This window comes from Micromonospora sp. NBC_01412 (assembly GCF_045040215.1).
In the GTDB taxonomy this organism is placed as follows: Bacteria; Actinomycetota; Actinomycetes; order Mycobacteriales; family Micromonosporaceae; genus Micromonospora; species Micromonospora rubida.
Genome location: NZ_CP109528.1, coordinates 69,472 through 84,250 on the forward strand (window position 1 = coordinate 69,472; position 14,779 = coordinate 84,250).

General features: G+C 69.5%; 10 protein-coding genes. 1 reads left to right on the forward strand and 9 read right to left on the reverse strand.

All coding sequences use genetic code 11. The features are described 5' to 3' along the window. Window position 1 precedes the first annotated feature (1 nt). The 3 genes from OG617_RS00320 to rhaI are packed head-to-tail and all read right to left on the reverse strand — an operon-like array spanning window position 2 to window position 4,715. On the reverse strand, window positions 2-1,483 hold the full coding sequence (locus tag OG617_RS00320; RefSeq protein WP_405097646.1) for a rhamnulokinase family protein: 1,482 nt from the start codon (window positions 1,481-1,483) through the stop codon (window positions 2-4). Continuing rightward, window positions 1,480-3,495 (reverse strand): bifunctional aldolase/short-chain dehydrogenase, encoded by a 2,016-nt coding sequence (locus tag OG617_RS00325; RefSeq protein WP_405097648.1) that lies wholly within the window; start codon window positions 3,493-3,495, stop codon window positions 1,480-1,482. The genes OG617_RS00320 and OG617_RS00325 overlap by 4 nt, the downstream gene beginning before the upstream one ends. 41 nt (window positions 3,496-3,536) lie before the next feature. Further along, a complete protein-coding gene (gene rhaI / locus OG617_RS00330) occupies window positions 3,537-4,715 on the reverse strand; it encodes an L-rhamnose isomerase (protein ID WP_405097650.1) in 1,179 nt (392 codons plus the stop codon). A gap of 182 nt (window positions 4,716-4,897) precedes the next feature. Here rhaI and OG617_RS00335 point away from each other — a divergent pair, with 182 nt between their 5' ends. Beyond that, window positions 4,898-5,914 (forward strand): LacI family DNA-binding transcriptional regulator, encoded by a 1,017-nt coding sequence (locus OG617_RS00335; protein WP_405097652.1) that lies wholly within the window; start codon window positions 4,898-4,900, stop codon window positions 5,912-5,914. A gap of 61 nt (window positions 5,915-5,975) precedes the next feature. Here the strand turns inward: OG617_RS00335 and OG617_RS00340 are convergent, their stop codons facing one another. The 6 genes from OG617_RS00340 to OG617_RS00365 form a co-directional block, all read right to left on the reverse strand. Further along, entirely contained in the window at window positions 5,976-9,491 is a 3,516-nt protein-coding gene (locus OG617_RS00340) for a discoidin domain-containing protein (protein ID WP_405097654.1), read from the reverse strand. 103 nt (window positions 9,492-9,594) lie between these two features. Next, on the reverse strand, window positions 9,595-10,503 hold the full coding sequence (locus tag OG617_RS00345) for a carbohydrate ABC transporter permease (RefSeq protein ID WP_405097656.1): 909 nt from the start codon (window positions 10,501-10,503) through the stop codon (window positions 9,595-9,597). Continuing rightward, window positions 10,500-11,483, reverse strand: a complete 984-nt coding sequence (locus OG617_RS00350; protein ID WP_405097658.1) for a carbohydrate ABC transporter permease — start codon at window positions 11,481-11,483, stop codon at window positions 10,500-10,502. Before OG617_RS00350 ends, OG617_RS00345 begins: the two co-directional genes overlap by 4 nt. A 5-nt stretch (window positions 11,484-11,488) precedes the next feature. Next, window positions 11,489-12,901, reverse strand: coding sequence for an N-acetylglucosamine/diacetylchitobiose ABC transporter substrate-binding protein (ngcE, locus tag OG617_RS00355; protein ID WP_405097660.1), 1,413 nt, complete (start codon window positions 12,899-12,901; stop codon window positions 11,489-11,491). A gap of 97 nt (window positions 12,902-12,998) precedes the next feature. Next, window positions 12,999-13,757, reverse strand: coding sequence for a sugar isomerase domain-containing protein (locus OG617_RS00360; RefSeq protein WP_405097662.1), 759 nt, complete (start codon window positions 13,755-13,757; stop codon window positions 12,999-13,001). Next, a complete protein-coding gene (locus OG617_RS00365) occupies window positions 13,754-14,713 on the reverse strand; it encodes a MurR/RpiR family transcriptional regulator (protein ID WP_405097664.1) in 960 nt (319 codons plus the stop codon). The genes OG617_RS00360 and OG617_RS00365 overlap by 4 nt, the downstream gene beginning before the upstream one ends. Window positions 14,714-14,779 lie beyond the last annotated feature (66 nt).

Here is a 14,779-nt window from a genome sequence, read left to right on the forward strand (position 1 = left end):
CCTACCATCCCAGCCGTTGCTCGGCGGCGCGCCACGGCCGCTCGTCGCCGCGCGGCTCGTACCGCAGCAGCGGTTGCGTGTGCCGGACCAACGCGCGCAGCGCGGCCAGGTCCGGCCCGACCACCCCGGCGGCCCGGGCCTGGACGAGAGCGTTCCCGATCGCGGTCGCCTCGACCGGGCCGGCGATGACGGGCAGGCCGCAGGCGTCGGCAGTGAGCTGGCACAGCAGAGCGTTGCGGGCACCGCCGCCGACGACGTGCACCACGTCGACATGCCGGCCGGACAGGTGCTGGGCCTGGCGGACCGCGCGACGGTGCGCGAGCGCGAGGCTCTCCAGGACGCAGCGTACGGTCGCGGCCGGGCTCGCCGGGACTGGCTGGCCGGTGCGCCGGCAGGCGGCGGCGATGCGGGCCGGCATGTCGCCCGGCGGCAGGTACGCCGGGTCGTCCGGGTCCACCACGGCGGCGAACGGGGGTTCCCGGCCGGCGCGGGCGAGCAGCGCCGGCAGGTCCGGGTCACCCCACGCGCGCAGCGACTCCCGCAGCAGCCACAGCCCCATGACGTTGCGCAGGTACCGCACGGTGGCGTCGACGCCGCCCTCGTTGGTGAAGTTGGCGCGGCGGCTGTCGTCGGTGAGTACCGGCGCGGCCAGCTCGACCCCGACCAGAGACCAGGTGCCGCAGGAGATGTAGGCGAAGTGCTCGCCCGTCGCCGGCACCGCGACCACGGCGGAGGCGGTGTCGTGCGAGCCGACCGCGATCACCGGCGTGCCGGTGGGCAGCCCGGGGCCGGGCCGGACCGGGCCGACGACGGTGCCCGGCTCGTGCAGCGGCGGGAGGAGTTCGGGCCGGATGCCGGCGTCGGTCATCAGTTCGGTGGCCCAGGTGCGGCGTCGCACGTCGTACAGCTGGGTGGTGGAGGCGTTGGTGTGTTCGGCGCCGATCTCCCCGGTGAGCCAGTACGCGATCAGGTCCGGGATGAGCAGCAGCCGGTGCGCGGCGGCCAGCTGCGGGGTGCCGGCTGCGGCGGCGAGCTGGTACAGCGTGTTGAACGGCAGCTGTTGCAGGCCGGTGGTGGCATAGAGCTGCTCCTCGCCGAGCCGCTGCGTCACCCGCCGCGGAACGCCGTCGGTGCGGGCGTCGCGGTAGTGCACCGGGTTTCCCAGCAACGCGCCGGTCGCGTCGAGCAGGCCGTAGTCGACCGCCCAGGAGTCGATGCCAATGCTGTGGACCGGGCCGGCGGCGCGCAGGCCGGCGAGGATTTCGTGGTGCAGCCGCAGGATGTCCCAGTGCAGGGTGCCGGCGGCGTGGACCGGGTCGTTGCCGAAGCGGTGCGTCTCGGTCACGTCGACCGTGTCGGGGTCGATCCGGGCGGTGACGACCCGCCCGCTGGACGCGCCGAGGTCGACGGCGGCGACGCGGAGCGGGCCGACCAGGCGGGGCGTGGTGGCCCCGCCGGTCGCGGCGGTCGGCTGTCCGGTCATCGTAGGAACGCCGCGGCGACCCCGGCATCGACCGGGACGTGCAGGCCGGTGGTGTGCGACAGTTCCCCGCCGGTGAGGACGAACACGGCGTTGGCGACGTGCTCGGGCAGCACCTCGCGCTTGAGCAGCGTGCGCTGGGCGTAGAACTCGCCGAGCTTCTCCTCCGGCACCCCGTAGACGGCCGCGCGCTGGGCGCCCCAGCCGCCGGCGAAGATGCCGGATCCGCGTACGACGCCGTCGGGGTTGACTCCGTTGACCCGGATGCCGTGTTCGCCGAGCTCGGCGGCGAGCAGCCGGACCTGGTGCGCCTGGTCGGCCTTGGCCGCGCCGTAGGCGACGTTGTTCGGTCCGGCGAAGAACGCGTTCTTGCTGGCGATGTAGACGATGTCGCCGCCCATGCCCTGCGCGGTCATGACGCGCGCGGCCTCGCGGGACACCAGGAACGAGCCCTTGGCCATCACGTCGTGTTGCAGGTCCCAGTCGGCCTCGGTGGTCTCCAGCAGCGGCTTCGAGATGGAGAGCCCGGCGTTGTTCACCACCAGGTCGACGCCGCCGAAGGCGAGCGTCGCCGCGCGCAGCGCCGCGGCAACGGCGGCGGGGTCGGTCACGTCGGCGGTCACGGCGACCGCGACGTCGGTGGGGCCCAGTTCCGCGGCGACGGTGGTGGCGGCGGCGCCGTCGCGGTCGGCCACGACGACGCAGGCGCCCTCGGCGGCGAGCCGGCGCGCGATGGCCCGGCCGATGCCGGAGCCGGCGCCGGTGACGAACGCGACCCGGGTGGCCAGTGGCTTCGGCTTCGGCATCCGCCGCAGCTTCGCCTCCTCCAGGGCCCAGTACTCGATGCGGAACTTCTCCGCCTCGTCGATGGGCGCGTAGGTGGAGACCGACTCGGCGCCCCGCATGACGTTGATCGCGTTGACGTAGAACTCGCCCGCGACGCGGGCGGTCTGCTTGTCGGCGCCGAAGGAGAACATGCCCACCCCGGGCACGAGCACGATCGCCGGGTCGGCGCCGCGCATGGGCGGGCTGTCGGCGGTGGCGTGCCGCTCGTAGTAGGCGGCGTACTCGGCACGGTACGCGGCGTGCAGTTCGCGGATGCGCTCCTCGGTGCCGCCGCCGGGGTCGAGGACCAGGGGGCGGACCTTGGTGCGCAGGAAGTGGTCGGGGCAGGAGGTGCCGCGGGCGGCCAGCTCCGGCATTCGTTCCTGGCCGACGAAGTCGAGCACCTCGTCGCTCTCGGTCCAGTGGCCGACCTGGGCCCGGTCGGTCGAGGCGAGCCCGCGCAGCAGCGGGAACAGCGCTGCGGCGCACTGTCGGCGCTGCTCGCGCGGCAGCGGTCCGTGCCGCAGCGCACCGAACGGTTCCGGCCGGCCGTGCTTTGCCAGGTACTGGGCTGCGGTATCGATAATCAGGCGGGAGCGGGCCTCGCACTCGTCGCTGGTGTCTCCCCAGGCGGTGATGCCGTGCCCGCCGAGGATCACCCCGATGGCCTGCGGGTTGCTCCGCCGCACGGCCGCGATGTCCAGCCCGAGCTGGAAGCCGGGGCGCCGCCACGGCACCCATACCACCCGGTCGCCGAAGATCTCCACGGTCAGCGCCGGCCCGTCCGCCGCGGTCGCGATCGCGATACCGGCGTCGGGGTGCAGGTGGTCGACGTGCGGGGCCTCGACCAGGCCGTGCATGGCGGTGTCGATCGACGGCGCCGCCCCGCCGCGTCCGTGCAGGCAGTAGTCGAACGCGGCGACCATCTCGTCCTCGTGCTCGACACCGGGGTAGACGTCGACGAGGGCGCGCAGCCGGTCCAGGCGCAGCACCGCCAGGCCGCCCTCGGTCAGGGTGCCGAGGTCGCCGCCGGAGCCCTTCACCCAGAGCAGCGGGGTGGGCGCCCCGGTGACCGGGTCGGTCTGCTCGCCCTTGGCGGAGGTGTTGCCGCCAGCGTAGTTGGTGTTGCGCGGGTCCGCGCCGAGCCGGTTGCTGCGGCGGAGCAGGTCGCGCACTGCTGGGTTGGTCATGGGTTCCTTCTCTATGCCGTCCGTCGGGATCCTGGTGGGACTCACGCGCCCCAGCCGGCCTGCTGGCCGCCGGCGCGCGCGGCGCGGATGCGCTCGAAGTAGCCCGAGCGCCGGTACGCGGCCGGCGGATCGGGATCCAGCCCCAGGTCGGCGCGGAGTTCGGCCAGCAGGGGACGAACGTCGGTGTTGAAGGCGTCCATGAGCACGGCGTTCGCGCCGAGGACGTCGCCCGCCCGCTGCGCCCCGGCGAGGGCGTCGGCGTCGACCAGCAGGGCCTTGGCGGTGGCTTCCTGCACGTTCATCACCGAGCGGATGATGGCCGGGATCTTCGGCTCGATGTTGTGGCACTGGTCGAGCATGAACGCGATGCCTGCCTCGGGCCTGAGGGCGTCCGCCGCGACGATCTCGTGCATGATGCGGAACAGCTGGAACGGGTCCGCGGCGCCGACCATGAGATCGTCGTCGGCGTAGAAGCGGGAGTTGAAGTCGAAGCCGCCGAGCCTGCCGGCCCGCAGCAACACCGCGACGATGAACTCGATGTTCGTCCCGGGTGCGTGGTGCCCGGTGTCGATGACCACCTGGGCCTTCGGGCCCAGGGTCACGCAGTGCGCGTAGGCGGTGCCCCAGTCCGGCACGTCGGTGGTGTAGAACGCTGGCTCGAAGAGCTTGTACTCCAGCAGCATCCGCTGGTCGTCGCCGAGCCGGTCGTACACCTCGGCCAGGGCGGCGGCGAGCCGGTCCTGGCGGGCGCGGATGTCGTCCTGGCCGGGATAGTTGGTGCCGTCGGAGAACCACAGCTTCAGATCCCGCGACCCGATGGCGTCCATGATGTCGACGCACTCCAACAGGTGGTCGGTCGCCCTGCGACGCACCCGGGGATCCGGGTTCGTGACGCTGCCGAGCATGTAGTCGGGGTCCTGGAACACGTTGGAGTTGATCGTGCCCAGCGCCACGCCCTGCTCGGCGGCATACCCGGCCAGGGCGGCGTAGTCGTCGACCCGGTCCCACGGGATGTGCAGCGCCACCGTGGGCGCGACCCCGGTGAGCCGGTGCACCACGGCCGCGTCAGCGATCTTCTCGAATGGGTCGCGCGGCACGCCCTCCTGCGGGAACACCTTGAACCGGGTGCCTGAGTTCGCGTAGGCCCAGGACGGGGTCTCGATGCGCTGCGACCGCAGCGCCTGCCTCGTCCGGTCCGGCGCTGGCCGGTCTGCGCTCATCGGTGCCGACTCCTCCCCACGACTGATGAAACGTTTCACATTTCCTCGGGACCGTACGCGGAGGGCACGCCTTGGTCAAGACCGGACACCCGCTCCCACCACTCCGTCCTTGCTGGCAAGCGCGCTGACACGTTTCATCAAGCGGCCGGTACGATGCGACCTTCCACAACGAACGGGGAACCATGGCGGTCAGCATCAAGGAGGTCGCGCGCCACGCGAGCGTCTCCCTGGGCACGGTGAGTAACGTGCTCAACCGCCCCGACATGGTGAGCCCGACCACCCGGCAGCGGGTCCTCGACGCCATCGCCGCCCTCGGCTACGTCCGCAACGACTCGGCCCGGCAGCTGCGGGCCGGACGCAGCCGCACGGTCGCCATCGTCGTACTCGACGTCGCCAACCCGTTCTTCACCGACGTGGCCCGCGGCGCCGAGCGCGTCGTCGAGGCTTCCGGCGGCATGCTGGTGGTCTGCAACAGCGGCGAGGACCCGGCCCGCGAGCGCCGGCAGCTGGAGCTGCTGGAGGAGCAGCGGGTGCGCGGCGTGCTCATCACCCCGGTCACCAGCGGTGACATGCCCGACCTGGACCGTCTCGCCGCGCGGGGTATTCCCGTGGTGCTGGTCGACCGCGGAGCCGGTCGCCCCGCCCGCTGCTCCGTCGCCGTCGACGACGTCCTCGGCGGCAGGCTGGCCGCAGAGCACCTCATCGAGCGGGGACACCGCCGCATCGCGTACATCGGCGGGCCGCTCGCCATCCGGCAGATGGCTGACCGCCACGACGGCGCGGCGGCCGCGATCGCCGAGTCCGACGGCGGGGTGCGGCTCCGGGTGAGTGCCACGGCCAGCCCGACGGTGGAGCAGGGCCGACACGCCGCTGCCGCCCTCGCCGACCTCGCCCCGGCGCACCGCCCGACCGCCCTACTCTGCGGCAACGACCTGCTCGCCCTCGGCGCGTTGCAGGAGCTCACCGCGCGCGGCCTGCGGGTGCCCGACGACGTCGCCATCGTCGGCTACGACGACATCGACTTCGCCGCGGCCGCCGCCGTGCCACTCAGTTCGGTGCGGCAGCCCCGCGAGCAGCTCGGCCGCACCGCCGCCCAGCTGCTGCTCGACGAGACCAACGATCCCGAGCACCGCCACCAGCACGTCGTGTTCCAACCCGAACTGGTCGTCCGGCGCTCCAGCGCAGCGCCCCGGCGGTAGGGCGCCGGAGCGTCGGCCGGGGCGCGGTCGTGACGACCGCGCCCCGGCCTTCACCGACCTGTCAGTAGCTTCCGAGGTCGAGCCAGGGCCCGTTCCGGTCACCGGGCTCCTGGTTGCGGGTCCACCACTGCGCCTTCCACAGGTGGCCGTCGTGGGCCACGATGTCGCCGCTGGTGTAGATCCACGAGTTCGTCCACGAAGCGTGCTTGCCCTTGGGGGTCTCCACCGGGACGCCCACCTCGGCCCAAGCGCCCCACGGAGAGACGCCAGGCACTTCGGCGCGCGTTGACCACTGGGCCTCGTACGCCCGGTCGTTGTGGATCACACGGGCGCCCTTGCGGTACTCAACGGTGCGTTCCCAGTTGGGATGACGGACCAGAGCCGCCAGGGCGGTGGCCAGCATCCGGTCGGCCTTGTCCACTTCGTACTGATAGGGGTAGACGGCCGCAGCGACCGTCCTGGCCTGTGCGAGTGCCTCGGTGAGGCCCGCCCAGCTGTCGGCCGTGTACTGCGGTTCGGACTTGCCCTCGGCCTCCGCGATCCGCTTCCGCAGTTCCTGCCGGTCGCTGACCGGTGTGCCGAAGGCTTCGATCTCCGCCACCTGCATGAGGTAGCCGTCGGCCGCGTGGCCGCCCGTGCGCAGCTTGCTGCCGACGATCCGGACAAAGGCGGCACGCACGGGCTTGTCCAGTGTGAACACCCGCGGTTTTGCGGTGCTGCCGTCGTCACCCGTCACGTCGGCGATGGTGGTCCACCCGCCACCGTCCGGTGAGAGCTGCACCTTGTAGTCGACCGGGAAGGCGCCGATCGCGTGGACCTTCACCTCGCTCACGTCGTAGTCGGCGCGAAGCCCGACGACGGCCCACTCCTGCGCGTTGGGTGTCGTGTGCCGCCGGATGTTACTGGTCCAACCGTTGTTCGTCCGCCCGTCGACCAGGAACTTGGAGGCATAGCCCCACTGCTCGTAGGTGCTGTCGGGGGTGGTGGAGGACACGACCACCGTCTTGTTCTGGGCGATGTTCTGGCCCTCGACGTACGGCGGTGGCGCGGGCGTGGTCGGCGGGGACTCGGGCGCCGCGGTGCCGCCGTCGTCGTGGTACACCTCCAGCTCGGCCAACGCCGCCGCATAGCCGCCGCCCCACCGGTTCATCTCCTGCACGGCGATCCGCACGTAGCGGCCCTGCGTGGCATCGAAGCTGTAGCTGAGCGGACCGGCGGCGCGGCCCTGACCGCTGACGGTCTTGACCGTTCGCCACGACTCGCCGTCCGCCGACACCTGAAGGGTGAAGTCCCGGGGGAAGGTGCCGCCGTAGTCGATGACGGTGCCCGCCGGGTAGAGGTCGATCCGGTTCAGGCTCTGTTCCCTGCCGAGGTCGACGGTGAGGTTCGCCTTCCGGGAGGCTTCGGTGGCCGGCGTGCTCCACCCGTTCACGGCGCCCTGCGCGAAGCGCTGCCCGTCGGTGACGCTGGTCGGCGACCAGTCGCCCCCGCTCTGGGTGCTGTCGGTGGTGACCGGCTTGTGATGGGCGATGTTGACGTTCACCGGAGTCGGGCGAGCCTCGTAGTCGTAGCCGGCGGGGAGCGCGTAGAGGACGGCCTCGCCCTTGTCGAACCTGCGGTTCAGGGCGCCGTTGTCCAGCGCTACGCCGACCGGCTTGCCGGTCTGCCGGCTGATCTCCTCTAGCGAGCCGATCCCGGTGCCGAAGCGCAGCGAGACGTCCTTCGCCTGGGTGAAGCTGTTGTTGACGACCATCACGTAGTTGCGGCCGTTCTCGCGGTCACGCATGTACGAGAAGGTGAGGTCGTCGTTCGACTGCGCGCGCACCAGGAAGTCCGCCGGCACCGCCTCCTGGCCCCAGGTCTGACCGTTGAGGTAGACCTCCCTGGCGTCCAGCCTCATCAGGGTGGGCCCGAGGGCGTGGATCTCGCTGTTGAGCTGCTTCACCGGCTCGAACAGCTCGGTCTTCTGCCCGTCAGCGGTGATGATGGCGTCGGTGAAGACCTCGCCGCGGTCGGTCGGCGTCCACCAGGTGAAGTACGAGAGATTCTTGTACCCGTACGCGAGAGCCATGTTGGCCTCGTAGCGGATCTCGGTCGGATTCATCCGCCGGAAGTTGCCAGGAACCCCGACGGCCTGCAGGTACTGCGCCGTCTTGACGTTGTTGGCCAGCCCGACCTTTCGCACCGTGTTCATGTTGTTCAGGAATCCGGTGTAGTCGAGGCTGTTCTCGGCCCAGCCGAACGGGTACCGGTCGTACATCAGGTAACCGCGGTCACCGACCCGGTCGAGCCACCCCTGCGTCACCCGCGCGTACTCGGCCTCGGACCCGTACACGAAGCTCGGCAGGAAGTTCAGGTGGGCGTCGTACTCGGGCGCCACCTCCTTGATGGTGTTGAACACCCGGGCGAACGGGTTCGGGTCGTACGGCTCGTCCACGATGAAGAACCCACCGACGCCTGGGACGTTGGTGTATCCCAGCACCTCCTGCCGGATCTGCTCGTCGGTCATGTTGACCATGCCGGGCCCGATGCGGCCGTCCTGGACCATGATCTGGAAGCCGTTCTTGTGCGCCAGCCGCGCCATCTCCATGTTGATGGCTTTGGAGGTGTGCAGCTGGGTCGCGAGCACCAGGTCGATCCCGGCGTCGCCCAGGTAGCTGTACTGGGTCTCGTTCACGTGTTCCGTGGTGGGCGGCCAGAAGGCCGAGATCACGAAGTTGTCCTCGACCCGTTCCACCTCGTTCCGGACCTCGACCGGGATCGACGTGGACTTCTCCAGCTGCGGAGCGGCCATCGTGATCACCGTTTTGCCCGGCGCCACGGCAGTCACCACGCCCGAGCCGTCAACGGTGGCCACACCCACGTTGGACGAGGTCCAGACGAGCTGCGGGGTCCCACTGGGCGCGACCGCCCGGTGGGGTAGCCGCTCGACGGTCCCGGTCTCCAGCAGCAGCGCGGGCTTCTCGATGGACAGGATCGTCTCGTTGAGCCCACCGAAGACGGCCAGTTCGGAGAGCTGCACGAGGTATCCGTCACCGGTCGCGACGCCGTTGCGGCGGGTGACGTACAGCCGCAGGAAGCGGCCCTCCACGTCGGCCAGATCGACGACCTCGGGCGCGGTGCGGCCGGCCGCGTTGCCGGTGCTGGTGAAGACGCTGCGGTACTCGTTGCCGTCGGACGACACCTCGACGCGGTAGTCGGCGGGGAAGCTCTTGTCCCTCGGGAAAACGACGACGCGGTCGATGTCGTGTGACGCCCCGAGGTCGTAGCTCACCCAGGCCGCCGTGGTGGGGTCCTGCACCTTGTCGTAGGGGCTGGTGCTCCAACCGTCGGCCTTGCCCGCCACCTCGTTGTTGAGCAGCGACATGGCCCAGGTCTCGTTAGCCATCTCGTAGCTGGACGAGGACGTCACCCTGGCGCTCGCGGCCACGTTGGTCGTGCCGGCCGGGGCGTAGCCCGGAACGTCGTACGGGTCGGCCGGGATGTTCGACGCCGACGGGGTTGCCGATGCGTGGGTGGGGGCGTTGACCAGCCCCCAGGTTGTCGTCGCCGCGACGATGAGCCCAGCGGCCATCATGCGGCGGAGAGTCGCGCGCAAGACTGTCCTCATTTCCTGGTGGACGTGAAACGCCTAGCGATAGGCGTGAAGGGGTTGGCTAGGTGCGGAGGGTGAGCGCGGACTAGCGGAAGGTGCCTTGTGAGACCGAGCCCTCGAGCCTGCGCTGGAAGATCACATAGATGGCGAGTACGGGAAGGACGGTCATCACGACCGCCGCGAACAGGGCGCCGAAGTCGACCGCGTAGCCGGCCCTCGACGCGAACACCGCCATGCCCTGCGTCAGCACGTAGTTGTCACGATCGGTGTTGAGGACGATGGGCAGCAGAAACTGGTTCCACAGCCCGAGGAAGTTGAAGATGGCCACCGAGGCCAGACCGGGTTTCGCCATGGGCAGCATCACCCGGAAGAACGTGCTCCACTCCCCCGCGCCGTCGATCTGCGCCGCCTCGTGGATCTCGTCCGGCAGCGCCTTGAAGAACGAGTACAGGAAGAAGACGGTGAACGGAAGGGCGAACGCGACGTAGGTCAGGATCAGGCCGGGCAGGGTGTTCAGCAGCCCGAAGTTCCGCAGGATGAAGAAGAGCGGCACGATCGCGAGGAACAGCGGGAACGTCATCGAGGTGAGCAGCGCGTTGTAGATGAGCCGGTTACCCGGGAAGCTGAACCGCGCCAACACGTACGAGCACATCGCGCCGAGCAACATGACGATGAACAGCGCGGCACCCACCACGATGACCGTGTTCAGGAAGTAGCCGCCGATTCCGGCGCCCGTCCAGGCTGCCGCGTAGTTGTGGAAGCTCCACCGGCTGGGCAGCGAGAACGGCGACGCCAGAATCTCACCGGTCGACTTGAACGACGACATGACCGTCCACAGGAACGGGACGATGACGATGACGGCCCAGACGACGAGGAGGGCGTGTGAGGTAGCCGCGACGGCGATGTCGCCGCCGCTCGATTTCCGGCGGCGTCGAGGCGGCGCGGGGGTGGCCGAGGTGACGGGGTGCGTCTTCTCGGCAGCGAGCGCGGTCATGTCCGCTCCCTCCTGTCGGCACGTCCACCGGTCAGGCGGTCGACCAGTAGCACGATCGCGGCGAACAACAGCGTCACCACCGCGAGTACCACGCCCATGGCGGTCGCGTACCCGAACTGGCCCTTGCGGAAGGCCACCGTGTACAACTGCTGGCTCATGGTCAGCGTCGAGTACTCGGGCCCGCCGGTGGGGTTCAACGCCTGCATGTAGATGAACGCGTCGAGGGCGATGATGCCCAGGTAGATGTACGCGGTCCGCACGCTGTCCCGGATCTGCGGGATGGTGATCGAGATGACGGTACGGAAGCGACCGGCGCCGTCCAGGCGTGCGGCCTCGTACGTCTCCGCCGGGATACCTTTGATCGCCGCGACGAACAGCACGGTGTAGAAGCCGACGAAGCTCCAGATGATGACGAAGATCGACGCCGGCAACGCGGTGGTGGCCTTGCCGAGCCACGGGAAGTCCTCGAACCCGTCGAGGCCGACTCCGGTGAGAAGGCCGTTGAGCAGCCCTCTCGACGGGTCGTACACCTGGGCCCAGATCAGCCCGATGGCGATGGCGGGCACCGTGTACGGGAAGAACGAGACGACCCGGTAGAACCCGGACCCACGAAGGCCCCGCACGGTTCCCGTACTCGACCCACCGACGGTCACCACGCTGGCGATCGCCAGAGCGAGTGCTATGGTCGCGATGGGCACGACGATCGCGAGCAGTACGTTGTTCAGCAACGCACGCAGAAAGACATCGTCACCGAAGAGCTTGACGAAGTTCTCCAGGCCGATGAAGCGCATGTCCGGCGAAAAGCCGGTCCAGTCCGTCATCGCGTAGTACAGCGCCTGGGCGAACGGCGAGATCACGAAGATCACGAAAATGGCCAGGGGAAGCATCAGGAACACCGCCATGAAGCTCACCCGGTCGAAGGTGAGCTTGCGGCGGCGCTTGGCGGGCCGCCGGCCGCCCAGCGTCGTCGTACCTGTCATCGCATTCAGCTAACCTTGATCTTCTGGATGGACGAGTCGTTCGCGATCTTGTCGCTCACGGACTGCAGGCCCTTGGTCATTCGGGCAACGTCGAGGTCGCCGGCGAGGAACGCGTTCCACAGGACCAGTTGGTCGGCGCCCATCCCGTAGTAACCCTCGGAGACGAAGTCGAAGATGTTCTGGCCGGCGGCCTCGAGCATCTTGGTCTGCGAGACCAGCGCGGTCGAGCCGTAGCCGTCGGCCGGTACGGTCCCCTTGACGATCGTCGGCGCCAGCCGGGTCTTCGAGAAGTTGGCGGCGGCCTCGCTGGAGAGCATCGCGCGCAGCACCTCCTTGCCACCCGCCGGGCTCTTACCCTTGGTCGGCACGATGAACGGTTCGCCGGCCGCGGCTCGCAGCGCCTCGAACGGCAGCGCCGGGCTCGTCGACAGGGTCGGCACCGGCACACCGGTCATCCGGAAGCCCGCCTTGGTGGCCTTCTTCATCTCGTTCTCGATCCAGCCGCCCGAGCTGTACAGCAGGGCCTGCTGATCGTTGCTCCACTTCGCCTGCGCGGCGGTGAACTGGGTGCCTGCGCCACCGGGCACGATGTAACCGGCCCGCACGATGTCGTGGACCTCCTTGAGAACGCCCTGGACCGCCGGGTGCGACCACGCGTTCGGCGCCAGGTTCTCCAGGGCCAGGCGTACCTCGTGCCCGCCCTCCTTGATCGCCGAGTCGACCAGCGTCCACTGGTAGTAGTTGGCCGCCTCCTTGCCGAAGACGAACAGGTACTTGCCCTTCGCCTTCGCCTTGGCGCCGAGTTCCTTCGCCTCGGCCCAGGTCTTCGGCGGGGTCCAGCCGTTCTCCTCGAACAGCGAGGCCGAATGCCAGAGCGAGAAGACGGTCATCACGTAGTTCAGCGCGACGAACTTCCCGTTGAACGTGCCGGGCAGCTTGACCCCCGGGTAGAGGCTGTCCGCGATCTTCGTACCGCCGTAGTTGGTCGCGTCGAGGACGTCGTCGAGGGTCTCCAGCTGGTCGACGATCGTGCTCAGAGAGATTTTGCCCGCACCGCCGTTGTTGATCAGGTCAGGCGGGTTACCGCCGACGAACCGGGGCTGGAGTTCCTGGGCGATCTCCGTCGACGGCTGGACCTTGATCTTGATGCCGCTGTGCTTCGCCTCGGCCAGGCCGCCCGCGAACGTGACGTAGTCGTAGCCGTAGCCGCCGTTGAAGATGACCGCGTCGACTTCGGTGTTGGCGGCCAGTCCGAACGGGTTCTGGGCGCTCGTGGCGCCGGTGGTCGACGTGCCCTTGGGTTCGTCGTCGCCTGGCGAGGCGCACGCGGCCAGCACACCGGCGACGGGGACCAGCGACGTCGCCAGCGCACCCCGTAGGAACAGGCGGCGGTTGAATGGTTTCAATTCAGAGGACATGGGTGGCTACCTTTCGATGGGCCTTGTTGTCTGCGATGTCGGTGGCCGTGGCGGTCCACTGCGGCGGCGAGCGTCGCCGCGGCTGGCCGGGCCGGGATCACGCGACGGGCTTGATGCGCGCCCCGTAGCGCCGTTCCAGGGCGCCGTTGTGCTCGTCGCCGCCGGGAATGTTGGCCGAGATGTACAGCGGCGGCACCTGCCCGGCCGCCCGGATGCGCTCCGCCGCGCCGATGGTCAGCAGCTGCGCGAGGTAAGCTGCGGTGATCGACGAGACCGGCCCCACCCCGAGCCCGTCACCGAGGTCGAGGGTGGCGTCTCCGTACGGAGCACGGTTGTCCAGGACGATGTCGGCGACGTCCGAGAGTCGCTTACCGCTGGGATGCTTGGGGACGACCGCGTTGGTGTGTTCGAGGCTGGTCACGGCGATCACCGGATGCCCTTCGGCCTTGGCGCGCAGGGCGAGCCCGACGATCGAGCCGTTCACGCCCGAGTTGGAGGCGATGAGGAACACGTCGGCCGGGTGCATCTCGTACAGGTCGTAGAGCTCGTCCACGATGCTGTTGTCGCGTTCCAACTCGGCACCGACGAGGATGGAGGCGTCGCTCCGGCCACCGAACAGGACCAGGTCCCGCAGCGCGATGGCGTGACTCGGGATGAACCCGCCGGCCCGGCCGGCGACCTCCATCGCGAAGGCCTCGGAGTGACCGGTGCCGAAGGCGTGTAGCACACCGTCGTTCTCGATCGCGTTGACGATCAACTCGATCGCCCCGTCCAGGCCGCCCGAACGGGCCTCCTCGTCGATGGCGCGGAGGCGGCTGGAGACATGCGTGGAATAGTCACGGAAGAGGGTCGTCATGAGGAAGGCGTTCCGTTCGTCGGGGAGGCGATCGCGGCACGCGGCGTCCGGGACTGAGTTTCGCGATGGGTGGCGACGGCCGCAGCGGTCCGGGCGAGCGTGGTCGTGGTGCGTTCGAAGTTCTGTTGCGCGACCATCAGGTAGAGCAGGTCGAACACAAACAGCTGGGCGTGCTGCGCGGCGAAGTCCCCGGGCTGGAGGTATTCGCCGGGCGTGTAGCTCTGGATGTGCACGTCGGCGACTGCGGCGAGCGGCGAGCTGGGATCGCTTGTCAGAGCCACGGTGAACGCGCCCTGCGAACCGGCGAACCCCAGCATCTCCACCGTCTCGCTGGTGCGACCACTGTTGGAGACGCCGATCGCCACGGCGCCCTCCCCCAGCAGCGCGCCGCTGGTGAGGCCGAGGTGCACCTCGGTCCACGCATGCGCGTTGATCCCGATCCGGTACAGGCGCTCATGCATGCCGGCAGCGACGAGCCCACTGCCGCCGATGCCGTAGATGTCCACGTGCCGGCTGGTCGCGATGGCGGCGGCGACCCGTTGCAGCAGGGCGAGATCGGCCAGATCGGCGGTGGCCTGCAACGCGCCGACGTGCGCGTTGAGCAGCGTCCGCAACACCTGGGCGGGGTCCTGCCTCGGGTGGAAGGTGTGCCCGATCACCTGCTCCCAGGTGTCCTGCGCGCTCGACCGCCCAAGGTCGGCCGCCGAGCTGACCCGCAGGGGCAGATAGCCGCCGTAGCCGATCAGCCGGCAGAAGCGGGTCACCGTCGCCGCCGAGGTGCCCGCGCGTTCCGCGAGCTCGGTGATCGACAACTGGAGCGGCAGCTCGGGGTTCTCCAGGAGGAGCTGACCGATCTTGGCCATGGACTGCGTCATGTGTGACAGCTGCGCCCGGATGCGACTGCTGACGCCGAACTCGGCAGTCGTTTGCGCCGGGGGTACTTCAGCCGAAGACATGATGATGAAAAGTCCTATCACTGTTAGATTTGGTTCGTGAAAACTAATTGCAGGATCTCGGTGGGG